30 protein-coding genes and 1 other RNA gene are annotated in these 24,114 nt (G+C 57.3%); 14 read left to right on the forward strand and 17 right to left on the reverse strand.

Going from position 1 to position 24,114, the window contains the following annotated elements:
• Nucleotides 1-34: 34 nt before the first annotated feature.
• The 4 genes from carB to QV747_RS09155 all read right to left on the reverse strand — a co-directional run bounded on the left by carB (nucleotide 35) and on the right by QV747_RS09155 (nucleotide 5,316).
• The gene (gene carB / locus QV747_RS09140) at nucleotides 35-3,256 is read right to left on the reverse strand and encodes a carbamoyl-phosphate synthase large subunit (protein WP_273431007.1); all 3,222 of its coding nucleotides are present in this window, start codon (nucleotides 3,254-3,256) and stop codon (nucleotides 35-37) included.
• 11 nt (nucleotides 3,257-3,267) lie between these two features.
• A complete protein-coding gene (locus QV747_RS09145; RefSeq protein ID WP_047393184.1) occupies nucleotides 3,268-3,501 on the reverse strand; it encodes a hypothetical protein in 234 nt (77 codons plus the stop codon).
• Between the two features lie 4 nt (nucleotides 3,502-3,505).
• Nucleotides 3,506-4,660 carry a glutamine-hydrolyzing carbamoyl-phosphate synthase small subunit gene (gene carA / locus QV747_RS09150; RefSeq protein WP_047393468.1) on the reverse strand — a complete coding sequence of 385 codons (1,155 nt, stop codon included), beginning with the start codon at nucleotides 4,658-4,660 and terminating at the stop codon, nucleotides 3,506-3,508.
• Nucleotides 4,661-4,833: 173 nt separating this feature from the next.
• Nucleotides 4,834-5,316 carry a glutathione peroxidase gene (locus QV747_RS09155; RefSeq protein WP_273431010.1) on the reverse strand — a complete coding sequence of 161 codons (483 nt, stop codon included), beginning with the start codon at nucleotides 5,314-5,316 and terminating at the stop codon, nucleotides 4,834-4,836.
• A 17-nt stretch (nucleotides 5,317-5,333) separates the two neighbouring features.
• Between QV747_RS09155 and QV747_RS09160 the strand changes: the two genes are divergently transcribed.
• Both QV747_RS09160 and QV747_RS09165 read left to right on the forward strand, forming a co-directional pair.
• A complete protein-coding gene (locus QV747_RS09160; protein ID WP_156129001.1) occupies nucleotides 5,334-6,380 on the forward strand; it encodes an FIST C-terminal domain-containing protein in 1,047 nt (348 codons plus the stop codon).
• A gap of 5 nt (nucleotides 6,381-6,385) precedes the next feature.
• Complete coding sequence (locus QV747_RS09165; RefSeq protein ID WP_273431013.1) at nucleotides 6,386-6,820, forward strand: DUF1841 family protein; 435 nt, start codon at nucleotides 6,386-6,388, stop codon at nucleotides 6,818-6,820.
• Between the two features lie 105 nt (nucleotides 6,821-6,925).
• Here the strand turns inward: QV747_RS09165 and QV747_RS09170 are convergent, their stop codons facing one another.
• The 4 genes from QV747_RS09170 to cyaY are packed head-to-tail and all read right to left on the reverse strand — an operon-like array spanning nucleotide 6,926 to nucleotide 9,432.
• Nucleotides 6,926-7,162, reverse strand: coding sequence for a DUF6500 family protein (locus tag QV747_RS09170; RefSeq protein WP_273431015.1), 237 nt, complete (start codon nucleotides 7,160-7,162; stop codon nucleotides 6,926-6,928).
• 11 nt (nucleotides 7,163-7,173) lie between these two features.
• Complete coding sequence (locus QV747_RS09175; protein ID WP_273431017.1) at nucleotides 7,174-8,640, reverse strand: M48 family metalloprotease; 1,467 nt, start codon at nucleotides 8,638-8,640, stop codon at nucleotides 7,174-7,176.
• A 48-nt stretch (nucleotides 8,641-8,688) separates the two neighbouring features.
• The gene (locus QV747_RS09180) at nucleotides 8,689-9,102 is read right to left on the reverse strand and encodes a YqaA family protein (protein ID WP_197053822.1); all 414 of its coding nucleotides are present in this window, start codon (nucleotides 9,100-9,102) and stop codon (nucleotides 8,689-8,691) included.
• A gap of 15 nt (nucleotides 9,103-9,117) precedes the next feature.
• Nucleotides 9,118-9,432 (reverse strand): iron donor protein CyaY, encoded by a 315-nt coding sequence (cyaY, locus tag QV747_RS09185; RefSeq protein WP_047393171.1) that lies wholly within the window; start codon nucleotides 9,430-9,432, stop codon nucleotides 9,118-9,120.
• 50 nt (nucleotides 9,433-9,482) lie between these two features.
• On the opposite strand from cyaY, the gene QV747_RS09190 reads away from it, so the two are divergent.
• Nucleotides 9,483-9,668 carry a lipoprotein gene (locus QV747_RS09190; protein WP_156128999.1) on the forward strand — a complete coding sequence of 62 codons (186 nt, stop codon included), beginning with the start codon at nucleotides 9,483-9,485 and terminating at the stop codon, nucleotides 9,666-9,668.
• A gap of 85 nt (nucleotides 9,669-9,753) precedes the next feature.
• Here the strand turns inward: QV747_RS09190 and QV747_RS09195 are convergent, their stop codons facing one another.
• The 5 genes from QV747_RS09195 to QV747_RS09215 all read right to left on the reverse strand — a co-directional run bounded on the left by QV747_RS09195 (nucleotide 9,754) and on the right by QV747_RS09215 (nucleotide 13,110).
• Nucleotides 9,754-10,407, reverse strand: a complete 654-nt coding sequence (locus QV747_RS09195; protein ID WP_051258746.1) for a Crp/Fnr family transcriptional regulator — start codon at nucleotides 10,405-10,407, stop codon at nucleotides 9,754-9,756.
• 64 nt (nucleotides 10,408-10,471) lie between these two features.
• Nucleotides 10,472-11,125: a Crp/Fnr family transcriptional regulator gene (locus QV747_RS09200; protein WP_047393164.1), complete on the reverse strand. Its 654-nt coding sequence runs from the start codon at nucleotides 11,123-11,125 to the stop codon at nucleotides 10,472-10,474.
• A 6-nt stretch (nucleotides 11,126-11,131) separates the two neighbouring features.
• Nucleotides 11,132-11,506, reverse strand: coding sequence for a hypothetical protein (locus QV747_RS09205; protein WP_273431020.1), 375 nt, complete (start codon nucleotides 11,504-11,506; stop codon nucleotides 11,132-11,134).
• 120 nt (nucleotides 11,507-11,626) lie between these two features.
• Nucleotides 11,627-12,571 (reverse strand): Tim44 domain-containing protein, encoded by a 945-nt coding sequence (locus QV747_RS09210; RefSeq protein ID WP_273431022.1) that lies wholly within the window; start codon nucleotides 12,569-12,571, stop codon nucleotides 11,627-11,629.
• A gap of 179 nt (nucleotides 12,572-12,750) precedes the next feature.
• On the reverse strand, nucleotides 12,751-13,110 hold the full coding sequence (locus QV747_RS09215) for a dihydroneopterin aldolase (RefSeq protein WP_028449123.1): 360 nt from the start codon (nucleotides 13,108-13,110) through the stop codon (nucleotides 12,751-12,753).
• A gap of 85 nt (nucleotides 13,111-13,195) precedes the next feature.
• Between QV747_RS09215 and plsY the strand changes: the two genes are divergently transcribed.
• Both plsY and QV747_RS09225 read left to right on the forward strand, forming a co-directional pair.
• Nucleotides 13,196-13,825, forward strand: coding sequence for a glycerol-3-phosphate 1-O-acyltransferase PlsY (gene plsY / locus QV747_RS09220; protein ID WP_273431025.1), 630 nt, complete (start codon nucleotides 13,196-13,198; stop codon nucleotides 13,823-13,825).
• A gap of 160 nt (nucleotides 13,826-13,985) precedes the next feature.
• Entirely contained in the window at nucleotides 13,986-14,783 is a 798-nt protein-coding gene (locus QV747_RS09225; RefSeq protein ID WP_288791499.1) for a PEP-CTERM sorting domain-containing protein, read from the forward strand.
• Nucleotides 14,784-14,891: 108 nt separating this feature from the next.
• Here QV747_RS09225 and smpB read toward each other — a convergent pair whose 3' ends face one another.
• A complete protein-coding gene (gene smpB / locus QV747_RS09230) occupies nucleotides 14,892-15,350 on the reverse strand; it encodes an SsrA-binding protein SmpB (protein WP_028449121.1) in 459 nt (152 codons plus the stop codon).
• Between the two features lie 59 nt (nucleotides 15,351-15,409).
• Here smpB and QV747_RS09235 point away from each other — a divergent pair, with 59 nt between their 5' ends.
• The 6 genes from QV747_RS09235 (at nucleotide 15,410) to QV747_RS09260 (ending at nucleotide 18,776) form a co-directional block, all read left to right on the forward strand.
• The gene (locus tag QV747_RS09235) at nucleotides 15,410-16,348 is read left to right on the forward strand and encodes an asparaginase (RefSeq protein ID WP_273431030.1); all 939 of its coding nucleotides are present in this window, start codon (nucleotides 15,410-15,412) and stop codon (nucleotides 16,346-16,348) included.
• Between the two features lie 50 nt (nucleotides 16,349-16,398).
• An RNA gene (gene ffs / locus QV747_RS09240) (signal recognition particle sRNA small type) lies at nucleotides 16,399-16,496 on the forward strand.
• A gap of 122 nt (nucleotides 16,497-16,618) precedes the next feature.
• Nucleotides 16,619-17,362: a septation protein A gene (locus QV747_RS09245; protein WP_273431032.1), complete on the forward strand. Its 744-nt coding sequence runs from the start codon at nucleotides 16,619-16,621 to the stop codon at nucleotides 17,360-17,362.
• Nucleotides 17,363-17,379: 17 nt separating this feature from the next.
• Entirely contained in the window at nucleotides 17,380-17,682 is a 303-nt protein-coding gene (locus QV747_RS09250) for a YciI family protein (RefSeq protein ID WP_028449118.1), read from the forward strand.
• Nucleotides 17,683-17,697: 15 nt separating this feature from the next.
• Nucleotides 17,698-17,961, forward strand: coding sequence for a BolA family transcriptional regulator (locus QV747_RS09255; RefSeq protein ID WP_028449117.1), 264 nt, complete (start codon nucleotides 17,698-17,700; stop codon nucleotides 17,959-17,961).
• Nucleotides 17,962-17,990: 29 nt separating this feature from the next.
• Nucleotides 17,991-18,776: a peptidyl-prolyl cis-trans isomerase gene (locus QV747_RS09260; RefSeq protein ID WP_028449116.1), complete on the forward strand. Its 786-nt coding sequence runs from the start codon at nucleotides 17,991-17,993 to the stop codon at nucleotides 18,774-18,776.
• Between the two features lie 98 nt (nucleotides 18,777-18,874).
• Here QV747_RS09260 and QV747_RS09265 read toward each other — a convergent pair whose 3' ends face one another.
• On the reverse strand, nucleotides 18,875-19,279 hold the full coding sequence (locus tag QV747_RS09265; protein WP_273431036.1) for a helix-hairpin-helix domain-containing protein: 405 nt from the start codon (nucleotides 19,277-19,279) through the stop codon (nucleotides 18,875-18,877).
• Between the two features lie 111 nt (nucleotides 19,280-19,390).
• Here QV747_RS09265 and hpnC point away from each other — a divergent pair, with 111 nt between their 5' ends.
• From hpnC to QV747_RS09280, 3 genes are read left to right on the forward strand one after another with little or no spacing between them, the layout of a single operon-like run.
• A complete protein-coding gene (gene hpnC, locus QV747_RS09270) occupies nucleotides 19,391-20,257 on the forward strand; it encodes a squalene synthase HpnC (RefSeq protein WP_273431038.1) in 867 nt (288 codons plus the stop codon).
• On the forward strand, nucleotides 20,254-20,844 hold the full coding sequence (locus QV747_RS09275) for a thermonuclease family protein (RefSeq protein ID WP_047393137.1): 591 nt from the start codon (nucleotides 20,254-20,256) through the stop codon (nucleotides 20,842-20,844). Before hpnC ends, QV747_RS09275 begins: the two co-directional genes overlap by 4 nt.
• Nucleotides 20,844-21,209 carry a hypothetical protein gene (locus QV747_RS09280; protein WP_273431040.1) on the forward strand — a complete coding sequence of 122 codons (366 nt, stop codon included), beginning with the start codon at nucleotides 20,844-20,846 and terminating at the stop codon, nucleotides 21,207-21,209. The genes QV747_RS09275 and QV747_RS09280 overlap by 1 nt, the downstream gene beginning before the upstream one ends.
• Before the next feature lie 78 nt (nucleotides 21,210-21,287).
• Here QV747_RS09280 and QV747_RS09285 read toward each other — a convergent pair whose 3' ends face one another.
• Both QV747_RS09285 and QV747_RS09290 read right to left on the reverse strand, forming a co-directional pair.
• A complete protein-coding gene (locus QV747_RS09285) occupies nucleotides 21,288-22,895 on the reverse strand; it encodes a dipeptide ABC transporter ATP-binding protein (protein ID WP_273431042.1) in 1,608 nt (535 codons plus the stop codon).
• Complete coding sequence (locus tag QV747_RS09290; RefSeq protein WP_273431044.1) at nucleotides 22,892-24,049, reverse strand: GGDEF domain-containing protein; 1,158 nt, start codon at nucleotides 24,047-24,049, stop codon at nucleotides 22,892-22,894. Before QV747_RS09290 ends, QV747_RS09285 begins: the two co-directional genes overlap by 4 nt.
• Nucleotides 24,050-24,114: the final 65 nt, after the last annotated feature.

Raw genomic sequence — 24,114 nt, forward strand, 5'->3', positions numbered from 1 at the left:
CATGGCGGCTTGATTGTGTTCAGGCGTAAAAATATCAGTTATTCAGCAGGCGATGCAAGCCCTGTACGTCATACACGTTCAGTTCTTTCATATCACGCAAACCGATACACGCCGCTTTAGCACCTGCGATGGTCGTAAACACTGGCAGCTTGGCTTTCAGTGCCTCGTGACGGATCGAATAGCTATCCTGAATCGCTTGGCGGCGCTCATCCACGGTATTGAAGATCATACCGATTTCACCGTTGACGATCATATCCACCACGTGCGGACGACCTTCAGTCACTTTGTTGACCGCGGTAACGGCGACCCCGGCCGCTTCGATCGCGGCGGCAGTGCCCTTGGTGGCCAGCACTTTAAAGCCCAGCTTCGCCAGAATGCCCGCGCACTCAACCGCCTGCGCTTTATCGCCTTCACGCACCGAAATAAACACGCTGCCTGAGCTTGGCAACACGGTGCCTGCGGCCATTTGTGACTTCACAAAGGCTTCGGCAAAGGTGGTACCCACGCCCATGACTTCACCGGTCGATTTCATCTCTGGGCCGAGGATGGTATCCACGCCAGGGAATTTATTGAACGGGAAGACCGCTTCTTTCACCGAGTAGTACGATGGAATGATTTCGCGGGTAACGCCTTGCGCGGCCAAAGTCTGGCCCACCATACAACGCGCAGCCACTTTGGCCAGCGACAAGCTGGTGGCTTTCGATACATACGGCACAGTCCGTGAAGCACGTGGATTCACTTCCAGCACATACACCACGGCAGCGTCGCCTTTGCCTTGAATCGCAAACTGCACATTCATCAGGCCAACCACGTTCAGCGCCTTGGCCATTGCCACGGTCTGGCGACGCAGCTCGTCTTGCAGCGTTTGCGAGAGCGAATACGGTGGCAGCGAGCAGGCTGAATCGCCTGAGTGCACGCCGGCTTGCTCGATGTGTTCCATGATGCCGCCGATGATGACTTGTTCGCCATCCGACAGCGCATCCACATCCACCTCAATCGCGTCGTTCAGGAAGCGATCCAGCAACACAGGTGAGTCATTCGATACTTTCACCGCTTCGCGCATATAGCGGGCCAGATCATCTTCCGAATGCACGATCTGCATTGCGCGGCCGCCCAGTACATACGATGGACGCACCACCAGCGGGTAGCCCAGCTCGCGGGCCAAGTGCAGCGCATCTGGCTCGGTACGTGCTGTGGCATTTGGCGGCTGACGCAGGCCCAGATCATGCAAGAGCTTCTGGAAGCGCTCACGGTCTTCGGCGGCATCGATCATGTCTGGGGTAGTACCAACGATAGGCACACCATTGGCTTCCAGCGCGCGTGCCAATTTCAGTGGGGTTTGGCCACCGTATTGCACGATCACACCGAATGGTTTTTCAACTGCCACGATTTCCAGCACATCTTCCAGCGTCAGTGGCTCGAAATACAGCCGGTCGGAAGTATCGTAATCGGTAGAAACAGTTTCCGGGTTGCAGTTGACCATGATGGTCTCGTAACCATCTTCACGCAACGCCAGTGCCGCGTGCACGCAGCAGTAGTCAAACTCGATACCTTGGCCAATCCGGTTCGGGCCACCGCCCAGAATCATGACTTTTTTCTTGTCGGTTGGCTGCGCCTCGCATTCTTCCTCATAGGTTGAATACATATAGGCGGTATTGCTCGCAAACTCAGCTGCGCAGGTGTCTACACGCTTATACACCGGGCGAACATTCAGCGCGTGGCGCGCTTTACGCACGGCATTCTGATCGCAACCGAGCAAAGTGGCCAAACGACGATCAGAGAAGCCTTTACGTTTCAGGCGACGCAGCTCTTCTTTGCTCAGGCTATCCACGCTACGACCACGCAGTGCGGCTTCATCTTTCAGGATGTCTTCGATCAGCGCGAGGAACCATGGATCGATCTTCGAAATCGCGTGGATTTCATCCAGACTCATGCCGACGCGGAAAGCATCCGCTACGTACCACAGGCGCTCAGGGCCAGGCGCCGCGATTTCTGATTCGATCAGGGTGCGATCAGTGGTGATTTCATCAAAACCCGACATGCCAGTTTCGAGGCCACGCAGGGCTTTTTGCAGCGATTCTTGCTGCGTGCGGCCCATTGCCATCACTTCACCCACCGACTTCATTTGTGTAGTCAGGCGGTTGTTGGCTTGCGGGAATTTCTCGAAGGCAAAACGTGGGATTTTGGTCACCACGTAATCGATGGATGGCTCGAACGACGCTGGGGTTTTGCCGCCAGTAATTTCGTTTTTCAGCTCATCCAGCGTGTAGCCCACCGCCAGTTTGGCGGCGACTTTCGCAATCGGGAAACCGGTGGCTTTGGAAGCCAGCGCCGATGAACGTGATACGCGTGGGTTCATCTCGATCACGATCAAACGGCCGTCTTTCGGGTTCACCGAGAATTGCACGTTAGAGCCGCCGGTATCTACACCGATCTCACGCAATACCGCGATCGATGCGTTACGCATGATCTGGTATTCCTTGTCGGTCAGCGTTTGCGCTGGGGCCACGGTGATCGAATCACCGGTGTGCACGCCCATTGGGTCCAAGTTTTCGATCGAGCACACGATAATGCAGTTGTCGTTGCGATCGCGCACGACTTCCATCTCGTACTCTTTCCAGCCCAGCAGCGACTCTTCAATCAACAGCTCATTGGTCGGCGATAGATCCAGACCACGGGTACAGATTTCGATGAATTCCTGGATGTTATAAGCGATACCACCGCCTGAGCCACCCATGGTGAACGAAGGACGGATAATCGCCGGGAAGCCCACCTGTGCCTGTACGGCCAGTGCTTCTTCCAGCGTATGGGCGATACCGGAACGGGCCGAACCCAGACCGATTTTATCCATCGCCACTTTGAATTTTTGCCGATCTTCGGCTTTATCAATCGCTTCTGGCGTTGCGCCGATTAATTCAACGCTGTATTTATCCAGCACGCCATTGCGCCACAGATCCAGCGCGCAGTTCAGTGCGGTTTGGCCGCCCATCGTTGGCAAGATTGCGTCAGGACGCTCTTTGGCGATGATTTTCTCAACCACTTGCCAGGTAATCGGCTCGATGTAGGTCACATCAGCCATATTCGGGTCGGTCATGATGGTGGCAGGGTTGCTGTTCACCAGGATGACTTTGTAGCCCTCTTCGCGCAGGGCTTTACACGCTTGCGCGCCAGAGTAGTCAAATTCGCAGGCCTGGCCGATCACGATCGGGCCAGCACCAATAATCAGAATGCTTTTTAGGTCGTTGCGCTTGGGCATATTGTTCGTCCTTAGTGTTTATCGCTGTTTTCGATCACGGTTGTCACGGCATTCGCGGAGCCTGTTGGTTGCTGGTGAGTCCACCAGTACCAGCCAGCCGCAATCGCGATCAGCAACACGCAAGAAATAATCATTTTGAGGATGCGAGAGAACAGCCAGTAGCCCACTATCAGCACCAGCGCCCCCAGCCAGCCGGCGGGGTGCGAGGTAAAGAAGGCACCAAAGTGCTGGGCTAGGCCATCCATACTGTTAAGCCTTGCGGGCGCTCATCGCATCGATAAATTTGTCAAACAAGTACGCCACATCGTGCGGGCCTGGGCTCGCCTCTGGGTGGCCCTGGAACGAGAAGGCCGGCTTGTCGGTCAACGCAATGCCCTGCACCGTGCCATCAAAGAGCGAACGGTGAGTGACGCGCACATTGGCTGGCAAGCTGGTTTCATCCACTTGGAAGCCATGGTTCTGGCTCGTGATCATCACATGTTTGCTATCCAGGTCTTGCACCGGATGATTGGCACCGTGGTGACCAAACTTCATCTTGCTGGTTTTGCCGCCGGCAGCCAAGCCAAGCAACTGGTGACCCAAACAGATACCGAAAATCGGCAGGCTGGTGGCCAGCAATTCTTGAATCGCTTTAATCGCATAATCACATGGCTCAGGATCGCCAGGGCCGTTCGACAGGAACACGCCATCGGGATTGAGCGCCAACACTTCGCTAGCCGGCGTTTGCGCTGGCACCACGGTCAGCTTGCAACCACGCTCAGCCAGCATGCGCAAGATATTGTGTTTTACGCCGAAGTCGTAGGCCACCACGTGGAATTTCGGGTTACTCTGCACGGTATAACCCACGCCCAGTTTCCACTCGGCCGTCGTCCACTCAAATGGCTTCTCGCACGTCACCACTTTGGCCAGATCTTGGCCGGCCATCGAGCCAAACGATTTGGCTTTCTCAACCGCGGCCGCGGCGTCGATATTCTGGCCGCTCACGATGCAACCGGCTTGGGCACCCTTCTCGCGCAGAATGCGCGTGAGTTTACGGGTATCGATATCCGCAATAGCAACCACGCCGTTTTGCTTGAGATACTCCCCCAGGCTCATGGTGGCGCGGAAGTTAGAATGCAGCAAAGGCAGATCACGAATGATCAGGCCTTCGGCAAACACAGCGCGGCTTTCAGCATCTTCGCTGTTCACGCCATAGTTACCAATATGCGGGTAAGTCAGGGTAACGATTTGCTTGGTATATGAAGGGTCAGTCAGAATTTCCTGATAACCGGTCAGCGACGTGTTGAACACGACTTCACCGAGGGTTTCACCGTCGGCGCCAATCGATACGCCGTAAAACAGAGTACCGTCGGCGAGCGCCAGCAAGGCTGGCGTCTGTACTGGAGTGGGGGCAGGTGCAGACACGTGGCGGCTCCAGGGCGTTGCGCCCAAAAAAGTCATAAATCCGTGGGGTACACGTAGAAAAACGGGATAGGAAGACCCACCCCGTTTCACGCATACAAAATTAGCCGGATTCTACCCTAAAACCCCTTCTTCATCAACGCTAACGCCCTATCCGCCAGCCTACGCTAGCGCTATTACAGCAATCTTTCTATCGCCTGTTCGATGGCGCTGGGCGGGGTAATGGGCGCAAACCGCGCCACCACCTGCCCCTGCCGGTTCAGCAAAAACTTGGTGAAGTTCCACTTGATCAGCCGCGTGCCCAGCACCCCGGGGCGCTGATTCTTCAGCCAGCGGTACAGCGGATGCGCGTTAGGGCCATTGACTTTGATCGGGGCAAAAATCGGAAACTCCACCCCATAGTTGCGCTGGCAAAACTCACCAATCGCAGCATCGGCCGCCAGTTCCTGGGCAAATTGCCGGCACGGAAAACCCAACACCACCAGCCCTTGTGCGCGGTAGCGCTGATATAAAGTTTGCAATCCGGCATACTGCGGGGTAAAACCACAGCGGCTGGCCACATTCACCACCAGCACCACCTGCCCGGCATAATCGGACCAGCGCACTTGCTGGCCATCCGCGAGCGTGAGTGGAAAATCCGGCCCTACTGCTTTACTCATTGCAAGAAATCTCAAAATTGTCTGCCGATAGCGCCCACCATACCATAAGCCACCCTGCCAGCGGTTACGCCCACGGCCCACGCGCCAGCACTCAAGTGGCCATCGCTGCCGTTAGTGCGGCCATGGCCCGCGGCGGCATGACGCAGGCGGGGAAAGTGTTTCTGTTTCTCTCCACTCATTTTCACGGCCAGATCGATGCTTGCCTGCGCGCGGTGGCCAGCGTCTGCGGCAGCATTGATATTGCCGGCGCTAGTGCGGCCGGGGTTTTTACCGAGCAGGACTGGAGTCTAGATTCCCCCGCCGCAGCAGCCCTCGTGCTGCCGGTGGATTACCCTTTGCACCAGCGCAATTCGCATCTGGCCCTCGCGGCGCCCAATGCGGTGAACCAATTCTGGCTCAATGATGGCGCCACCAAGTTTGGCGCGATTGCGGGTGATGCCACTGGCAAAGGGCAATATGCACTGTGGCAAGCGGGCCAGCAGCGTTTTAGCTTTATTCAGCTACCGCTTGAGGCGCGCTCGATCATCGTCTCGGATGGGTTGAGCGAGCTTGGCCCGTGGCAAACCATCACCGCGGCCGACGGCCTGCAACTGCAGCGGCTCGACGACCAACCCGCATTGCAAACCCTCGCTCCCTGGCTGGGGCAATACCCGCTCGAAAGCCTGCAAGCCGCGATTCGCCCGGCCGGGCGCGGCGAAACGGCCCATTGGGCGCCCGTTTTGGGCGGTGATTTGAGTACAGATAGCGTGATGCTGGCGCAGCCCCTGCAGGCGGGCGATGAACTACGCTGGGGGCATTTTGATAGCAGCGCCGCCAGCCAGCGTTTTGCCAGCCAGATTATCAGCCAACTCGCTGGCCGCCCGCAGCCGCGCTGGGCATTGGCATTTTCCAGCCATCGCCGCGCCATGGCGGGCGATGGGCTCACCGAGCCGGATTGGCACACACTGCGACGTACACTGCCGGCGGTGCCGTTTGCCGGCTTCTATGGCAATGGGCAGATTATCCCGCTCGCCAAATTCAACCGGGTCGTCGACAATAGCGTTCTTCTGGCTCTCTTTGATTAAACGCTATGCTGTTCAACCCCAGTCGCGACCAAGCTCGGCGCTTTTTTATCCATAGCTGGCAAAAACACCAGCAAGGCCTGCATCTGGAAGACCTGGAAGCCGTGGTCGTCGACGTGCTGCTCGCCCATCCGGAATACCACGCGTTTCTGAGCGAAGATTATATCGATCGCGATTGGCCACCCGAGCACGGCGACACCAATCCCTTTCTGCATTTATCGCTGCATCTGGCCATTGCCGAGCAGCTTTCGATCGATCAGCCCGCCGGAGTGCGCGCGCTGTATCAGCAGCTCCACGCCCAGCACAATGACGCGCACAAAGCCCTGCACGATATGCTCGAATGCTTAGGCGAAATGATCTGGCAGGCGCAGCGCAATCAAAGCGCGCCCGATCCGGCGATTTATCTGGATGGCTTGCGTCAGCGGATTAAGCTGATTCGCTAAGCGCGGGTATTGGCCCACAAGCTTTATCCCAATTAGCCTTCCGGCATATACCCATCGCGACTATCGGTGCTTTGGGTCTATGCGCCTAGCTTTGATTAGTCAGGTCTAAATGGCGACACCTTGGCTTTGTTCGGTCAGCACCATGCGCCGGATTTTCTGCGCTTTCTCAAAATGATCCAGCCTGTGCGTTTGTATCCACCACGTCGCTGCTTCCATTAGCAGCTCCGGATCGTCGTTTTTATTGGCAAAAAATGCATAAAACGACACCCCTACCCCTTCGCCTTTCTGCGCGATTTTCTGCTCGCAAACGGCGAGGATTTTGTGTCGGAGTGTAGGCCGCATGTTTTCCCGGTTTATTTTTTGCTATCGCTCTGCAGCAAGCTTTCCAGCTCGCGCACCCGCGCTTCAATCCCCGATTGCAGGTAAAAATCCTGCTCGGGCTGGCGCAGCGCGAGATTAAATTGCTCCAGCGCTGCGTTGTATTCCTTCAGCCGGGCGTAATACTCACCCTGCATCTGATATTGCTGCATCAGCTTGCCTTGCTTGGCATACAGCCGCGCCCCGCGCTGATAAAACAGCGCATCGCTGGGATACATGCTGAGCTGGTCTTTCAGCTCGCTCTCGGCGCGGCCGAATTGGCCGGCGTCGATCAGGGCATCCAGCAAGGCATATTGCAGCGCCTTGCTGGCCGGATAACGCGCGCTGGCGGCGCCAAGTACATTCAGCGCCTCGGCCGATTGCCCTTGGGCTAGGCGAATTTGCCCGGCCAGATATTCAAACATCGGGTGACTGCGTTTGGGCGCAAAGCTATCGCGCGCCTGCTGCAACGCGGCCCACGCGGGCTCGTATTGCCGCGCCAGAAAGTAGGCATAGGCCAAGCCATAGCGCTGCGCGGTTTCGCTGGCGTAGCGCTTCTCGGCGATGGTTTTCTGGAAATAGCTAATCGCCTCGCGCCCACCCAGCTGCATGGCGCGCACTTTTTCGCGCACAAACAAGAACTCGGGCGAATCGGGCACTTGCCGATATTTCAGCTCGCCCACGCGATTTTGCGCCTCGGAAATCCGTTTCATCGTGACCGGGTGTGTGCGCAGAAATTCAGGCGCATTGCTTTCCACAATGCGGTTATGGTTTTGCAGCCGCTCAAAAAACACCGCCATTGCGCGCGGATCATAGCCTGAGCGTTGCAGTGTCTGCATACCGAGGCGGTCGGCCTCCTGCTCAAACGAATAGGTAAAATCCAGCTGCCGCTGCACGCTGGCGCCGGTGGTGGCGGCAATCGCCGCTGCCGCCGCATCGCCACGCCCCATACTGCCAGCGATAATCGCGGCCGCAATGCCGGCCAAGGTCAGCCAAGGACTGCCCTTCATACCCTCAATCATCCGCGCCAGATGGTTTTGCGAGACGTGGGCAATTTCGTGCGCCAACACGCTGGCGACTTCCGACTCATGCTGGGCCTGAATAATCAGGCCGGTATGCACGCCAATAAAACCACCCGGAATCGCAAAGGCATTCACTGACGAATCCAGAATCGGAAAAAACGTAAACTGGGTATCGCGCACTTCGGCCGCCTCGACTAGGCGATAACCCATGGTATTTAGAAAGGCCGCCACCTCGGGATCATCTAGCAGCACGCCGCTGCGGCGAATTTCGCGCATGGCCATCTCGCCGATTTCCCGCTCCTGCTGCGGGCTTAGGCCTTGCTGCGACACATCGCCCAGATCGGGCAAATTAGTGGCCAGGCTGACGCTGGGCCAGCACAAACTCAAACTCAGTACCAGCGCCAGACTGCGGCGCGCCCAGGTGGGCTTGGGATGGGACATGCAGCTCCTCCTAAATACCCGGGCTGGGTATGAGGCTCAACAATAGATTTAAACTAGCCAGTAGACAATTACCCCATAGCGGGCAATTTTACCAAGGCTTAAATAACACAACACGCGCCCCCACGGCCAACGCAACCAACCGGCTAACCCGCACAGAGCATCACCCAAAAGCGGCACCCACGACAGCAGCAGGCTGGCAGGCCCGAAGCGCTGAGCCAAGGCCAGACTGCGCTGCAGCCAACGTTGCTTGGGCTGCGCCGGCAAACGGCGCCCCAGCCAGACGGTGAGCGCACCCCCGGCACTATTGGCCACCGCGGCCACCAGCCAGGCCCAAACCCATAACTGCGGCTGATAATGCAAAGCCGCGGCAAAGGCCAGCTCAGAATTACCCGGCAACAAGGTGGCCGAGGTAAACGCCGACAAGGCCAAAGCGCCCAGCCAGCCCCATTCGGCCATTAACATGCGGCACGGACCAGCTTAAGCAAATGCAAAGGCTGCGCCAGCATGGGTACTGATGGCGGCAGCCAGATCGGCGAAAAACTCGCCCTCGCCACGGGTATTGCGCCACTGCCCATCCTGCCAGCGATAGTGATACCCGCCCGAGCGTGCGGCAATCCACAGCTCTTGATTCGGCGTATGGCGATTCACAATCACTTTGCTGCCATCTTCAAATTCCAGCTCCAGCACATTGCCAGCGCGCAGCGGATCGACATCAAAATCAACCGCGTCCAGCGCCGTTTCAATCTGGCTAAAAATCGCATCGCTGGCGCTTAGAAATTCAGATTCGGTCATCGCTTGGTTCCAACATGATAAACTGGCATTTTGCCATTGATTGCCCCGCCATGCGCAAACTGCTTGCCCTGCTGACTGTTGCCAGCTTCCTCGCCGCCTGTGGTTACAAAGGCCCCTTGTATCTGCCCACCGCCACGCCGGCCGCCAAAGCCACGCCCGCGCCAGCCAAAACGACTCAAGCACCAGCGAAAGCCGCCAGCGCCGCCGTCAAGGCCAGCGCCGTGAGCACGCAATAAAGCCACTCACGCGCTACAGCGGCACCACCGCCAAAGCGCAGGTGATAAAAAAGCGGCCCTTGGCCGCTTTTTGCTTGCGCGTCGCTTAGAAGCGCTCAGGCAGCTTTTGCAAAATGATGATGCGTTTGTTTTCCAGACGAATATAGCCGCCAAACACCAGCTCTTTCAGGATTCTGGCGATCATTTCGCGCGACGAGCCCACGCGATCGGCAATCGCTTGCTGGGTGAGCGGCTGGCTCACCATTTCAACGCCGTCTTCGGTCACCAGCATCGATTCAAACAGCGCGCGCACGCGGCCATAGACATCGAGCAGGGCCAGGTTTTTCATCGTGGTCGACAAATGGCGCACCATCGCCGCCAAGTTTTGAATCACCAGCTCTTTCACATGCGGCTCACGATCCAGCGCTTCGCGGAATTCTTGCTTGCTAAACATCAGGAAGACCGAGTCTTCTTCACACTGGCATGACCAGCCGCGCGGCTCGTTGTCGATCAGCGAAATTTCACCAATCGCATCACCCGGCTCAACCACCATAAAGACAAATTCTTTGCCCTGATTATCACTGGCAAAACAGCGTGCACGGCCATCAATCAGCACATACATCGATTCGGCCGGATCACCCTCGCGAAACACAAATGAGCCCTTGGGCATGGTGCGTTTCAGGCCAGTAGCCAGGATGTATTCCAGTTGCTCATCCGGGAAGCCTTGCAGCAGAGGGATGGTTTTTAAGATTTCCAGCATAACAATACCTATTAGTCAGGTTGGCTTGGGTTATTAATCGCCCGTGCCGGCACTCAGGCCAGGCTTAAAAGCGTTCGGGCAGTTTTTTCAAAATCAAAATGCGGCGGCGGCCAGTCTCGACATAGCCACCCGCCACCAGTTCTTTCATCACCTTGGCAATCATCTCGCGCGAGGCGCCGACCCGGTCGGCCAGATCTTGCTGGGTAATTTGCCCCTCGATCAGATCCCCCTCGGGGGTATTGACCGCCAGCATTTCAAATACGCGGCGTATCCGGCCATACACGTCATTCAAGGCCAGATCGCTCACGGTTTTGGTTAGATGTTTAATCAGCCGGATCGAGCCCGCCAGCAGGGCGTCTTTGATTTGCGGATGCGTGGCCACAAAGTCGAGGAAATTACTGCGCGCGATCGATAAAAACACGCAATCGTCTTCGGCTTCGGCACAGACGGTGCGCACCTCATCGGTAAGCAGGCCGATTCCGCCAAACGACAGGCCCGGCTCGGCCACGCCATAAACATACTCGCGGCCAGCGTCATTACTATGAAAGAGCTTTAAACGCCCCTCAATCAGCACCAGCAAATGCTCAACCGGCTCGCCTTCGTAAAATACCGGCACGCCCTTGGCGTAATGCCGGCGAATCGCCAGCGCTTCTAATTCCAGCAATGATTCGCTCGGCAAGCCGGCAAATACATCTACTTTTTCCAGAATGGACGTCATGTCACCTCAATGGCCGGCTTTTTTCTCGGGTTTACTGCCTTTCTCGCTCGGAGCTGAAGCGGCTTCGCCAGCTTCACTGGCAGTATCGGCTTCGGCACCACCATGACCTTCTTCCGGCGCCAGTTGCCCAGTTGTAACATCCGGCGGCGGCGGCACGATGTCGATTTTTTTCGCCTGCATGTATTCGTTCATTTCTTTCCAGCCGGCGAAAATATCGGCTTTGGGGATTTTGGCATTGCGTCGATAACAATCTTCCAGCGCGCGTCCACTGTGGCGACACGCCGCACCAATGGCCTTGCCATTGGCTTTCGGTTTGTTGATCAGCTCCATCACCTGATCGCATGCGGTCAGGGAGAGGGTGAGCGGCAACAGCACCAGCATTCGTTTAAGCGCCTGCACAAGCACACCTTTCGGCAATAAATCAAGGTAAATTGTAAGACAAAAAGCCCGTTAAGTCGCAACAACCTAACGGGCTTTGACCAATTACGACAGAATAAAACGTCAGACTTGCTGAATCCCCGCCAGCAACCAGCGTGGATCGCCCTGCATTGGGCGCACAAAATGCCAGATTTCTTTGAATGGCTCTGCCGGTGCATTCAGGCTTTCGCTCACGCGGCCGGTAAATTCCACACTGGCGATCATGCGGCCTTCTTCGCTCACCGCCTGCACCAATTGCAGATTCAGCTCAGGGAATTCGGCCAGATCACTGTTATTGCCAATTTCATCTTTCAGCGCGGTAAAGAGCTCGGGCGTCAGATAGCGGCGCATTTCTTCCAGCTGCTCGGGTGAATGGAGCGCCTGCATATGCAGAAAACTCGCGCGGGCTTGGCGCAGAAAAGCGGCCGCTTCCGTACCATCGGGCAAACGGGTAATCGGGGTGGCTGGCGCAGTGTACACACCACCGCCAATGCCTTGGCCAATACCCCAGCCGCCACCACTAGCAGGTGGTTGTGCCTGATAGCTAGTTGGCTGGTAGTCGGTTTTCGCCGCAGGCGCCGGATTACCGGCCGGGAAACCGGCTGGGTTCAGCACCGGCGCGGCTTGATAGGGGCTAGCTGCCGGAGCCAGCGGTTTGCGTCGACGCAGTAGCCACACGCCACCCGCGGTCAAACCGCCCAGCAGCAATAATGTGCCCCACGGGATACCGCTCTCGCCTTGTGCCGCGCCCGAAGCATTATTGCCCAGCATATAGCCGAGCAAACCGCCAACGGCTAGGCCACCCAAGACGCCACCCAGCATGCTGCCACTTTTCTTTTGCTGGTAAGCGGGTGCCGGCTGCTGTTGCGGCGCCTGATATGGCTGGGCCTGGCGTTGTGGCGCCGGTTGCGCTTGGCGCTGCATCCCGTTCGAACGGCCACCACCCAGACGCTTGGCTTCGGCCAGGTGCGAGGCAAATAGCGTGGTGCTCATCAAGACCACCATCAGGGTTTGGCGAAATTGGGCCATGGATTTTCCTATGTGAAAAAGGACAATGGGTAATCGTACTGCTGCATTAGTGGGGGCAAACGGGTAAAAGTTCAATCCCCCGCTCTGTGTACGTTCGCGCGGCAGCCAAAATAAAGCCCGGGGTATAGGCCGCCGGGCTTTATTTTTAATAGTCTAAGGGGCAATACACGCCAGGGTATTTAGACGGGGCGATGACCACGCTCAATCGTGACACCCACGCGGCCCACATCTTTCAAGATATTGAGCTTGGTGACCGACACGCGGATCCACGGCGCACCAAAATCATGCAGCAAAATATGCGCGATATGCTCGGCCAGCGCCTCGATCAGCAAAAAGTGCTTTTCGGCCATCACCTGCCGCAAATGCGTCACCACCTGATCGTAATCGATGGTATCGACCAGATCATCGCTCACACAGGCCCGCGCCGAAGGCAGGCCGATTTCCAGATCCAGCTCGACCGTTTGCGACTGGGTGCGCTCCCAGTCATACCAGCCGATGACAGTTTCGGCGCGCACTTGCTGCAGATAAATGATGTCCATATCAGGGGCCTATCGCCGCACGCCGTTTGAGGGGGCGAACGGATTAGCTTAGAATCCAAAGCTCGTGATTGTAGTGGAATTCGGGATGAACCTCACCTTCGTATTATTCATTATCGCCGCCTATCTCTTGGGCTCGCTGTCCTTTGCGGTGATTGTTAGCCGGCTGATGGGTCTGGCCGATCCGCGCACCTACGGCTCCAACAACCCCGGCGCGACCAATGTCTTGCGCTCTGGCAATAAAAAAGCCGCCGCCCTCACCCTGCTGGGCGATGCACTCAAAGGCTGGGTTGCGGTCTTCATCGCACAAAAACTCGCGCCACTCGCGGGCGTACAAGGCGCGCAATTTGATGCCTTAATCGCCTTGGTAGCCGTGGCGGTCACCATCGGGCATATGTGGCCGATCTTTTTTAGTTTTAAAGGCGGCAAAGGCGTTGCCACCGCTGCCGGCATTTTGCTGGCCCTGAATTTGTGGCTAGGTCTGGCTACCTTGGGCATTTGGTTGTTTGTGGCCAAGGGGCTGAAAATCTCCTCGCTCTCCGCCATTGTGGCCGCAATCTGCGCCCCCCTGCTGTGCTGGTGGCTACTGCCGGTGGAACCCTACCTGATGGCCGTTGCCGTCATCAGCGCCCTGCTGATCGTGCGCCACAAGCAAAACATTATCGGGCTAATCAACGGCAAAGAAGGCAAGATTGGCGAGAAAGCCAAATCGAACTAGCTACCGTGGGGCGGAGGTATCGGTTTGACCTCACGATACCGGCAAACCGCCCGCTCAGCTTTCTATGCAAGCACTCCCCCAAAGCTTCAGCACCCCAAGGCTTACAACCGTTTCAGCTTCGCGTACAATCCATTTCGCATAATGCAAATAACAGCGAGAAATGGAAATGAAAACAAGCTACAAAGCGGCTATCGCACTAGCCCTCACCGCAGTCATTGCGCCTGCGCACGCCGCATTTCAAAGCTACGTCGGCAAAGACGTGACTTATAAAATTGACTGGAGCCAGAGCTGGCTCACCGGGCTCTCGGCGACATTAACGGGTAACACACTGATGTTCACCAAGGCCGATGGCAGCAGCATCGCCTCAACCAGTGCCGCGGGCAATGGCAATTTCTACAAAGACGAAAAGCCGGTTGATCTGTATAGCTGGTTTACCGTTGAAGCCAATAGTGGCAAACAAATCTCTGACATTCATGCCGAACAATTGGCAGACATCAAATTAAATGCCGGCCCCAGCAAACTGCCAGCAGGCACGAACACACCGGCCTTGTTTACATCGGTAAGCACAACCGTAGGGGTACTCACGCCAGGTAATGGCAGTGGCTGGCAATGGGTTGGCTACTCAACCTACAACGATCGTCAATCGATGCAATATGTACCGGGCTATCCGTTCAATAATGTATATCGCCAGTACTCCAATATGAGTTTTGGCGACTCATTGATCGAGAACGGTGCTGTGATTCCTAAAAGCCCATGGCTAAATCTGTCTTTTGACAGCTATTTTGGTATTTACGGTCAGAATTTCGCCAATGTGCCGAACACCTTTGCCAAACTCTCCCTGAATGGCATTGGCGTAACGGTGGATACCGTTACAGCCCCCGTACCAGAGCCTGAAACCTACGCCTTAATGGGTGTTGGCCTGCTTGGCCTGTTAGCTGCGCGTCGTCGCAAAGCATAAAGGCATTTAGCACCCCAATAAAAAACCGAGCAATTGCTCGGTTTTTTATTGCTAAGCATACGTGCGGATCAGGGCTGGATTTCACTGCGCACGGATCCGGCAAAGACCTTAGCGCGCCTGTTTGGTGTGATCGCGCACAATACGGGCTTTCTCGCGCTGCCATTCGCGCTCTTTCTCGCTATTGCGCTTATCGTGCTGCTTTTTACCTTTGGCCACGCCGATTTCCAGCTTGAGATAGCCGCGGGTGAGGTGCATATTGATGGGCACAATGGTGTAACCGGCGCGCTCTACTTTCATGGCCAGTTTTTCAATTTCGCGGGCTTTGAGCAGCAATTTGCGCGTGCGCACGACATCCGGGTGAATATGGCTAGAGGCATTGAGCAGCGGGGAGATATGGCAACCAAATAGGTAGAAATCGCCCCCTTTATAAATCACATACGATTCTTTGAGCTGCACGCGGCCGGCCCGGATGGCTTTGACTTCCCAGCCTTCGAGCACCATTCCGGCTTCGAGCCGTTCTTCAATAAAATAGTCGTGAAACGCCTTGCGATTGTCGGCGATGACCATGCCGTGTCATCCTGTACAGCAAAAGGAAACGATTCTAACACCGCAACAACTGACTGACCATGCAACGGATTTTCTGTCTTTACACCGGCGGCACCATTGGCTGCGCCCCGAGCCCAACCGGCCTAATACCCCAGAGCGGTATTCTTACCCAGCCCATCAGAGATCTTGCCCAGCAAACGATACCCGGCTGGACGATCGATTTTCATGAACTCAACCCGCCGCTTGACTCCTCCAGCATGGGCCCGACCCACTGGCGCACAATCGCCGAAACCATTCAGGCGCAGCGGCCACACTATCAGGCCATCATCATTTTGCATGGTACCGATACGCTGGCCTGGACCGCTGCAGCCTTGCACTGGCAACTCGGCCAATTAGAATTACCGGTAATTATCACCGGCTCGCAACGGCCTTGGTTGCAGCCCGGCAGCGATGCGCCAGCCAATGTGGCGCTGGCTTTGCGCGCCGCCACGCAAGGCGCGCCCGGGGTACAAATCGCCTTTGGGGGCGAGATTTTGTCTGGCGTGGCCAGCAAAAAGCTCGACGCCGACGCCGACACCGCCTTTGGGGCGCCTAATGCCCCGACTCAAGGCGGGGCAGGCGACGGCGCGCCGCAATGGGTTGATCCTAGCCTGCGCATCGTGGCCGTGAAACTCTATCCAGGGAGCGAAACCCTGTTGGCGCAGTGGCTGACTAGCCAACAGCTGGACGGGCTGGTGTTAGAAAGCTATGGCAGCGGCAATCTGCCTGCCTGCCGGGCGCTGCACGATGCCTTGCAACTATTGGCCAGCACCGGCTGCATTATCATCAATTGCACCCAATGTATTGCCGGTGAAGTGCGTCAGGGCTTGTATGCGACCGGCGATAGCTTGAATCAACTCGGGGCCTGGCCGGCCGGCCGGCGCAGCGCCGAGGCGGCAGTGACTTGGCTTTACACTCAGCTAGGCCGGGCCGAGCCGGCTATTTTGCAGCAGCGCTGGCAATCGGTAGCGCTGCTGTGATATAGTCGCGGCCTCACTGTTGCTGCCACGCAAGTGGCGGCGCTGTCGACGGCGGGTCTCCCCGCATAGCTAGAAGGTGAACCTGGTCAGGTCCGGAAGGAAGCAGCCACAGCTTTTGATGCTAGTGCCGGGGGTCGGGCTCGCCACCTCTCCCTTTTTATTCTGTTGCGATCATCTGCGTAGCGCCCACAGCGCCTTGCATGTTCTCGGCCGAATCGTAGCCCCAAGCCCGACCACTAGGGTTTTCCCTGTGCCAGAGCGCGCCAAATATTGCGCCACATCAATACCCTAGCCAGCCAAAACGCGCACTATACGTTACGCAAGCTGATGCTTCGTGTATCTCCAGTGGTCATTGACGCCGATCCCTCCGGGTCGGCGTTTTTTTTTCGCCTTGTGTCTTGCCGCCCCTGCCTGCATAATCGCCGCAACTCATTTGGCGAACACGCAGCGCATATGAAATTCCTTTTCGACCTCTTCCCTATCCTGCTGTTTTTTGGCGCATATAGTTATACCGACGATATCTATCTCGCCACCGGCGTCACCATCGTCGCGACCTTTGCGCAGGTGATTTACAGCTGGTTCCGCCACAAGCATGTAGACCAGATGCTGTGGATTAGCTTGGTGCTGATTACCGTCATGGGCGGCCTCACGATCATCTTCCACAACAAGCAATTTATTATGTGGAAACCCACCGTACTGTACTGGCTGTTTAGCGTGGTGCTGGTCGGGGCTTGGCATCTGCGGGAAAAAAACCTGATCGAAAAACTCATGGGCGGCGCCATGCAGCTGCCGCGCCCGATCTGGACCAAAACCATGTACGCATGGGCGGTGTTTTTCCTCGCCATGGGCGCGCTAAATATTTATGTCTTCCACGCTTTCTCGGAAGCGCTGTGGGTGAAATTCAAAGTCTTTGGCACCCTGGTGTTGACCTTGCTATTCGTCGTGGCACAAAGCATGTATCTGTCCAAACACATGCTGCCTGAAGACAGCACGAATGAAACAAAAACTGAATAATCTTTAAGAGTATTACCATGCCTTTGTATGCGATTATCGGTACCGACAAACCGGATTCTCTGGCTGACCGCTTAGCAGTGCGCCCGGCGCATTTAGCGCGAATTCAAGCCTTGGTCGATGCCGGCCGGCTGGTGTTGGCCGGCCCGTTTCCGGCGATTGATCATGTTGACCCGGGCCCGGCGGGCTTTACCGGCAGCCTGATCGTGGCAGAATTTACTGATTTGGCGGCGGCGCAGGCGTGGGCCAGTGAAGATCCTTACAGCAAAGACGGGATTTTTACCGATGTGGTTGTAAAACCCTTCCGTCATGTTTTACCCTAAGCAGAGTCTGGTATCATGAGCCTCGCTGATGAGATCCGCCAACGGTTGTTACCGCTGCGCTACGAAAGCCTTGAGCTATTTGACGATAGCGCAGCCCACGCCGGCCATGCCGGTGCAGCCGGCGGCGGTGGACACTATGAATTAACGATTGTATCGAGTGAGTTTATCGGTAAAAAAGCGCTGGAACGGCACCGTATGGTCTACCAGCCCTTATCTGATCTGATTCCCCATCGTATACATGCACTGAGTATCCGTGCGCTCACGCCGGATGAATTTTGATGTTGGCTATTTTTAACGAAGGAACACGCATGTTTAAAGCAAACCGTTTGGCGCTGGCCGTTGCTGCTGCCACCCTCTCTGCCGGTGTGATTGCGGCCCCAGGTACTGTGGCCACCGTCAATGGCGTCGCCATTCCACAAGCCAAATCTGATGCATTTGTGAAAGAACTGGCCCAACGCGGCCAAAAAGATTCACCAGAACTGCGCGCTAAAATCAAAGACGAGCTGGTGAAAAACGAAGTGGTTTACCAAGAAGCCATCAAAAAAGGTCTGGATAAAAGCCCAGAAGCCATGGCTCAGCTGGATATGCTGAAACAACGCATCGTGATCGGCGCTTACATCAATCAATATGTGAAAGCCAACCCAATCACCGACGCGGATCTGAAAAAAGAATACGACAAGATCAAAGCCAACTTTGGCGGCAAAGAATACAAAGCCCGTCACATTCTGGTAGCGACCGAAGCTGAAGCCAATGCGATCGAAGCTGACCTGAAAAAAGGCAAAAAATTCGACGAGCTGGCAAAAGCTAAGTCACTGGACAAAGGTTCAGGCGCGCAAGGCGGCGATCTGGGCTGGTCGAACCCAAGCGCTTACGTGAAAGAATTTGGCGATGCGCTGGCGAAACTGCCAAAAGGCAAAATCTCTGATCCAGTGAAAACTCAGTTCGGTTTCCACATCATCAAGCTGGATGACGTGCGCGAAGCCAAAGGCCCTTCTTTCGAAGAAGTGAAGCCACAACTGGAGCAACAAGTACAAGGTCAGCGCATCCAGAAACTGGTTGACGACCTGGTAGCCAAAGCCAAAGTGACCGAATAATTCGGCGCCTTGGTTCAATAAAAAACCGGATCAATTGATCCGGTTTTTTATTGTCGGCAGCGCGAGCAGCCAGACAGCGCTGGCCGCCACAGTGCCGCTTATTTTTTCGCTGGTGCGCTGGCTTTTGACGCAACGGTCGCTTTGGCGGCTTTTGCCTCGGCAGGCTTAGCCGTTGGCGCGGCTTTGGCATCGGCTGGTTTAGCCGTGGCTTTTGCATCCGCTTTGGCCGGTGCCGCAGCGGCGGCTTTGCCACCGACAGTTACTTCGCTTTTGATCTTGGCAAAAGTACCCTCTTTGATACCGGGTACTTTCATCACGTCTTCTGCAGATTTGAATGGGCCATTTTTGCTGCGGTAATCAATGATGTCTTTGGCTTTTTGCGGGCCAATGCCATTGAGCGCTTCCAGCTGTTGCTGGGTGGCGGTATTCAAATCCACGGCTGCATACGCCGCGCAAGACAGAGAAATTGAAGCGATCACACCCAGCAGTAGTTTTTTGAACATCAGAATCCCCTTAAAATTATTGAATCAACACGTAATACCAATTACGTCTGGCTACTATAGCATTCCGGCCCCAGAACACCAGTGAGCGTCAGCTATTTTTAAGGAAAATGCATGTTATCTGCCGATCAAACGGTTCAGCATTACGAAAACTTTCCCGTCGGCTCTTGGCTCTTGCCACGGCGGTTCCGCCGCCCGGTCGCCGTGGTGTATCACGTGGCTCGCTACGCGGATGACCTGGCCGATGAGGGCGAGGCTAGCACCGCCGAGCGCTTGGCGGCGCTCGAGGCCTGCAGCGCAGAATTAGCGCGCATTGCCGCCGGCCAAATGCCGCTCACCGCCCGTTTTCAGGCCCTAGCACCGGTGGTCGCGCAGTATCAGATTCCACTGAGCCTGTTTGAAGATCTGTTTTCGGCGTTTCGGCAGGATGTAGTGAAAACCCGCTATGCCGATTTTGGCGAAGTGATCGATTATTGCCGCCGCTCGGCCAACCCGGTGGGGCGGATTTTGCTGCATATTTTCGGCTTTCAGGATGCACGGATGCTGGCGCAATCGGATGGCATCTGCACCGCCTTGCAGCTGGTGAATTTCTGGCAGGATGTGGCGATTGATCTGCGCAAAGATCGCATTTATCTGCCGCAAGATGAGCTTGCGCGGTTTGGCGTGAGCGAAGCCATGCTGCAAGCCGGCCAAGCCACCCCCGAATTGAAACGCCTGCTGGCTTTTCAATGCGAGCGTACGCGCAAAATGCTCGTTGCCGGCTCGCCACTGGGCCGCGCCCTACCCGGCCGCATCGGGCTGGAAATCCGCACCATCGTGCTCTCGGCCGATCGCGTTTTGAGTAAATTGAAGGCGGTGGATTACGACGTGTATACTGCCCGCCCAACCCTTGGCGGCCTTGATTGGCCGCTGATTCTGTATCAGGCCATCAAGGCCACCTGGTTTGTCACGCGCCCGAGCGCAGGATGTTCGCACTCATGAAAATCACCCAACAACAGCAGCGCGCCGTGCTGCGTCTCTTCACCGCCAGCAACTGGAAACAGCGCCTCAGCGCCTTGCTGATTGTGGCCTTTGCCGTGATCGGCTGGGCCTGCCAGCGCCCGGCCGAGCCCGGCCAGCTGCAAGCCGGCATGCGCATTAGCGGTGAAGTGGTGGGGGTGGCAGATGGGGATACCGTTACCGTGCTTGATAGCGAGCGCCAGCAATATAAATTGCGGCTGGCGTATATCGACGCGCCAGAAAAAGCCATGCCGTATGGGCAGAAATCCAAACAGCATTTATCCGACCTGATTTACCGCAAAACCGTCAGCGTGCAGATTGATGATGTCGATCGCTATGGCCGTGGCGTCGCGCGGATCGAATACCAGGGGCAAGACATCAATCAGCAGCAAGTGGCCGCGGGGCTGGCCTGGCATTACACCCGCTACGCCAAAACCCAAGCGCGCAGCGCCTATCAGGCGTACCAGGATGCCGAGCAACAGGCCCGCGCCCAGCGCAGCGGCTTGTGGCAAGACAGTAACCCCACCCCACCATGGGATTGGCGCAAAGCCAAGCGCGAGGCCAACTAATGTCTGCGCGCCGAGTACGGGTTATGGTCTTGGTAATGCTGCTATTGCTGGCCGCCGCGGCGGCGGCGCTATTTGCCGTGCAGCAGGAAAAAGAGCGCGATGGCCACTGGCCGTGGCCTTTGAATGGCGAAATCAATAATCGTAGTGCGCAAGCGGTGGTGGTATGGGATGACGATCATGGTAATTACCAGATTCCCGCCCATAGCCAAAGCCGCCGCGACTGGGATGTGGATCATGCGCAAGAGCCCGCCAGCGGGCGCTGGTGCAAGCTGGGGCCACATGTCTTGCAAGTAAACCCCGATGGGCGTTTTGCCAACTGCGAATGTTATTCACTGGCCAAGGGCCGGCCTTGCATCAAGTTTTAAAGTTGCGTGCGGCGCGCTGCCTGTAACGAGTTAGCCACCACCGAAGTACTCACCAGTGGTATAGCCAGCAAAACCAATTCAATTAAGCGCCTCAGGCGCATACCCCTCACTCGCCTGCAATAGCTGCTGGGTGTAGGCTTGCTGCGGCTGGGCAAACACCTGCGCCACCGGGCCGCGCTCGACCACCACGCCGTCTTTAAGCACTAACACCTGATGCGCCAAGGCCTGCACCACCGCCAGATCATGGGTGATCAGGATATAACTCAAGCCACGCCGCGCCTGCAACGTAGCCAGCAAGCTCAGCACTTGCTGCTGCATGCTGGCATCCAGCGCCGAGGTGGGCTCATCTAAGAGTAAAATTTGCGGCTCAACAATCAGCGCCCGCGCGAGCGCCAGCCGCTGGCGTTGCCCACCGGAGAACGCATGCGGATAACGCCCGAGAATATCCGCCGGCAGTCCGACTTCGGCCAACACCGCACACACCCGCTCCCGTCGCTCGGCGGCGCTGAGCGCAGGCGCATGCACCAGCAAGCCTTCTTCCACTAACTCCAGCACCGTTTGCCGTGGCGACAAGGAGGCAAATGGGTCTTGAAACACCAGCTGCATATGCCGGCGCGCGCGTGCCAGCGCCGCCCCGCGCAGCGCCGAGAAAACCTGCGCGAAACAGCGCACTTCGCCACTGCTTCGCCCGGCAGCTAATAAGCGCAGCAGCGCCAGTGCCAGCGTGGTTTTGCCGCTGCCCGATTCACCAACAATCGCCAGCGTTTCGCCTTGCGCCAGCGAGAAATCCAGCGGCTGCAATTGGGTTTGCAGCCGGCTTTGCCAAAACCAGCGCCCGGGGGCCGGATAAGCATGGCTTAGGCCCTGCACAGCCAGTTGCACCGGTGCGCCAGCCGCCACGGCCGGCGCCACCCGCTGCGGCCGCGCCGCCAACAGTTGCCGGGTATAGACGTGGCGCGGGGCTTGAAACAGCGTTTCGGTCGCGGCCACCTCCACCAGCTGCCCCTGTTGCATTACGGCCACCCGCTCAGCAAAACGGCGCACCAGATGCAAATCATGCGAAATCAGCAAGACCGCCAGCCCGCGCTGCTGCTGCAATTGCGCCAGCAAGGCCAAAATCTGCGCCTGCACCGTGACATCCAACGCGGTGGTGGGCTCATCGGCAATCAGTAAATCCGGCTCGCCCGCCAGCGCCATGGCGATCATCACCCGCTGACGCTGACCGCCCGAGAGCTGATGCGGGTAGCGCTGCAGCTTGGCCGCATCGTGAATCCCCGTTTGCGCCAGCAGGCGCGCAGCCTCTTGCCAGGCTTGCGCGTCCGGCCAGCCGCGATGCAGTTGCACTACTTCGGCGATTTGCTGCCCCACCCGTTGCAAGGGATTGAGCGCGCTCATCGGCTCCTGAAAAATCATCGCGATGCGGTGGCCACGAATCTGCCGCCAATTCACGCCGGGCACGCCCAGCAAAGGCTGGCCTTCGAGCCGGATCTGGCCCTGACATTGCAAGCCGGCATCCAGCTGCAAGAGCGCGCGGGCAAGCACACTTTTGCCCGAGCCCGATTCCCCCACCAGTGCCACTTTTTCGCCCCGCGCGATGCTGAGCGTAACCTCGCGCACCACCGGCGTGGCGTGGCCGGCAAATTGCAGGCTCAGCGCTTCGAGCGCCAGCAAGGGGGGCGTACTCATTCGGCCCCCTTGTCGCTCTCGACCTGATAGGGTGTATCAGGGTCGGCGATCACATAGCGATTGCGCCCACCGGTTTTGGCTTGATACATCACCGCATCGGCGCAAGCCAGCCAGCTGGCGGGCGAGCGCAAATGCGGAAACCACGGCGCCACGCCGATGCTGCCCCCCAGCGGCAAGCGCTGGCCCTGATACAGTACCGGCTCCGCTAGCGCCGCCAAGATTTTATCGGCAATGAGCCCTTGCTCGGCCGCGCGGCTCACGCCCCGCACCACAATCACAAATTCATCCCCGCCCAAGCGGCAGACCAGATCGCCACGGCGCACCAAGCCCCGAAAACGTTGCGCCACTTCAGTGAGCAGCGCATCGCCAGCAGCGTGGCCGTATTCATCGTTCACCGTTTTAAAGAAATCGAGGTCGATCAGATACACCACGCAATGGCGCGCGTCTTCGAGCGGGTTTTTTAAGCTGCGGCGCAGCTGATTAATCAGCTCCAGCCGATTGGCGAGCCCGGTGAGCGGGTCTTCAAAGGCGAGCTTGCGCATTTTTTGCTGGCGCTCGGCCATTTTTTCGCTGGTTTCAACCACGCGCTGGCGCATGTTGCGCAACCAGCGTTGCTGGCTTTGCCGGCGATGCAGCGAATTAAGCCCCAGCGCGGTAGCCAGCGCCACGCACAATAAGCCCAGTAATTGATTAAGGGTGCTGGCTGGCGCCAGCACGATCAGCAAGGTGGCCAGCCCCAGATTGCCCAGCACCGCCAGCGCATAGGGCCGAAACCGCAGACCCGACATCAGTAATAGCTGCGGCTGCAGCATAAATGGCAATACCAGCTCGGTGGGCAACCATGACCGTGGGCTGGCCAGCACGGCGAGGGTGGCCAGCAGAGGCAACCAGCCCACCGCCAGCCAGTCGGCACGGGGTTCCCAGCCGCTATCGGCTTGCTGTAGCGCCCACGCCGTGCGCCCCAAGCTCAACACCGCCAACGTCGGCAAACTCAGCGCCAGCCACAGCGGGTAGCCACTGGCCGCCTGTAGCAACATCGCCAGCAGGGCGAGGCACAGTAGGCTCAGCATCAGCCGCTGGCGCTGCTGGCGCAGATCGAGATTCAGCCGATCAGCCAGACGGCCATCGACCGGGGCGGTTTGTGAGTGGGGCATGGGCAGCTTTATCCGAAAGGCAGCGGCATCGCGCCAGCTGCTCAGCCAATTATCCCCAAACCCAG

Source organism: uncultured Chitinibacter sp., from assembly GCF_945957625.1.
Classification (GTDB): domain Bacteria; phylum Pseudomonadota; class Gammaproteobacteria; order Burkholderiales; family Chitinibacteraceae; genus Chitinibacter; species Chitinibacter tainanensis.

What these genes read in the sequence shown, in the direction of transcription:
- carB (WP_273431007.1), bottom strand. Translation starts at nt 3,256, where the DNA reads ATGCCCAAGCGCAACGACCTAAAAAGCATTCTGATTATTGGTGCTGGC.
- QV747_RS09145 (WP_047393184.1), bottom strand. Translation starts at nt 3,501, where the DNA reads ATGGATGGCCTAGCCCAGCACTTTGGTGCCTTCTTTACCTCGCACCCC.
- QV747_RS09155 (WP_273431010.1), bottom strand. Translation starts at nt 5,316, where the DNA reads ATGAGTAAAGCAGTAGGGCCGGATTTTCCACTCACGCTCGCGGATGGC.
- QV747_RS09165 (WP_273431013.1), top strand. Translation starts at nt 6,386, where the DNA reads ATGCTGTTCAACCCCAGTCGCGACCAAGCTCGGCGCTTTTTTATCCAT.
- QV747_RS09170 (WP_273431015.1), bottom strand. Translation starts at nt 7,162, where the DNA reads ATGCGGCCTACACTCCGACACAAAATCCTCGCCGTTTGCGAGCAGAAA.
- QV747_RS09175 (WP_273431017.1), bottom strand. Translation starts at nt 8,640, where the DNA reads ATGTCCCATCCCAAGCCCACCTGGGCGCGCCGCAGTCTGGCGCTGGTA.
- QV747_RS09180 (WP_197053822.1), bottom strand. Translation starts at nt 9,102, where the DNA reads ATGTTAATGGCCGAATGGGGCTGGCTGGGCGCTTTGGCCTTGTCGGCG.
- cyaY (WP_047393171.1), bottom strand. Translation starts at nt 9,432, where the DNA reads ATGACCGAATCTGAATTTCTAAGCGCCAGCGATGCGATTTTTAGCCAG.
- QV747_RS09190 (WP_156128999.1), top strand. Translation starts at nt 9,483, where the DNA reads ATGCGCAAACTGCTTGCCCTGCTGACTGTTGCCAGCTTCCTCGCCGCC.
- QV747_RS09195 (WP_051258746.1), bottom strand. Translation starts at nt 10,407, where the DNA reads ATGCTGGAAATCTTAAAAACCATCCCTCTGCTGCAAGGCTTCCCGGAT.
- QV747_RS09200 (WP_047393164.1), bottom strand. Translation starts at nt 11,125, where the DNA reads ATGACGTCCATTCTGGAAAAAGTAGATGTATTTGCCGGCTTGCCGAGC.
- QV747_RS09205 (WP_273431020.1), bottom strand. Translation starts at nt 11,506, where the DNA reads ATGCTGGTGCTGTTGCCGCTCACCCTCTCCCTGACCGCATGCGATCAG.
- QV747_RS09210 (WP_273431022.1), bottom strand. Translation starts at nt 12,571, where the DNA reads ATGGCCCAATTTCGCCAAACCCTGATGGTGGTCTTGATGAGCACCACG.
- QV747_RS09215 (WP_028449123.1), bottom strand. Translation starts at nt 13,110, where the DNA reads ATGGACATCATTTATCTGCAGCAAGTGCGCGCCGAAACTGTCATCGGC.
- plsY (WP_273431025.1), top strand. Translation starts at nt 13,196, where the DNA reads ATGAACCTCACCTTCGTATTATTCATTATCGCCGCCTATCTCTTGGGC.
- QV747_RS09225 (WP_288791499.1), top strand. Translation starts at nt 13,986, where the DNA reads ATGGAAATGAAAACAAGCTACAAAGCGGCTATCGCACTAGCCCTCACC.
- smpB (WP_028449121.1), bottom strand. Translation starts at nt 15,350, where the DNA reads ATGGTCATCGCCGACAATCGCAAGGCGTTTCACGACTATTTTATTGAA.
- QV747_RS09235 (WP_273431030.1), top strand. Translation starts at nt 15,410, where the DNA reads ATGCAACGGATTTTCTGTCTTTACACCGGCGGCACCATTGGCTGCGCC.
- QV747_RS09250 (WP_028449118.1), top strand. Translation starts at nt 17,380, where the DNA reads ATGCCTTTGTATGCGATTATCGGTACCGACAAACCGGATTCTCTGGCT.
- QV747_RS09255 (WP_028449117.1), top strand. Translation starts at nt 17,698, where the DNA reads ATGAGCCTCGCTGATGAGATCCGCCAACGGTTGTTACCGCTGCGCTAC.
- QV747_RS09260 (WP_028449116.1), top strand. Translation starts at nt 17,991, where the DNA reads ATGTTTAAAGCAAACCGTTTGGCGCTGGCCGTTGCTGCTGCCACCCTC.
- QV747_RS09265 (WP_273431036.1), bottom strand. Translation starts at nt 19,279, where the DNA reads ATGTTCAAAAAACTACTGCTGGGTGTGATCGCTTCAATTTCTCTGTCT.
- hpnC (WP_273431038.1), top strand. Translation starts at nt 19,391, where the DNA reads ATGTTATCTGCCGATCAAACGGTTCAGCATTACGAAAACTTTCCCGTC.
- QV747_RS09275 (WP_047393137.1), top strand. Translation starts at nt 20,254, where the DNA reads ATGAAAATCACCCAACAACAGCAGCGCGCCGTGCTGCGTCTCTTCACC.
- QV747_RS09280 (WP_273431040.1), top strand. Translation starts at nt 20,844, where the DNA reads ATGTCTGCGCGCCGAGTACGGGTTATGGTCTTGGTAATGCTGCTATTG.
- QV747_RS09285 (WP_273431042.1), bottom strand. Translation starts at nt 22,895, where the DNA reads ATGAGTACGCCCCCCTTGCTGGCGCTCGAAGCGCTGAGCCTGCAATTT.
- QV747_RS09290 (WP_273431044.1), bottom strand. Translation starts at nt 24,049, where the DNA reads ATGCCCCACTCACAAACCGCCCCGGTCGATGGCCGTCTGGCTGATCGG.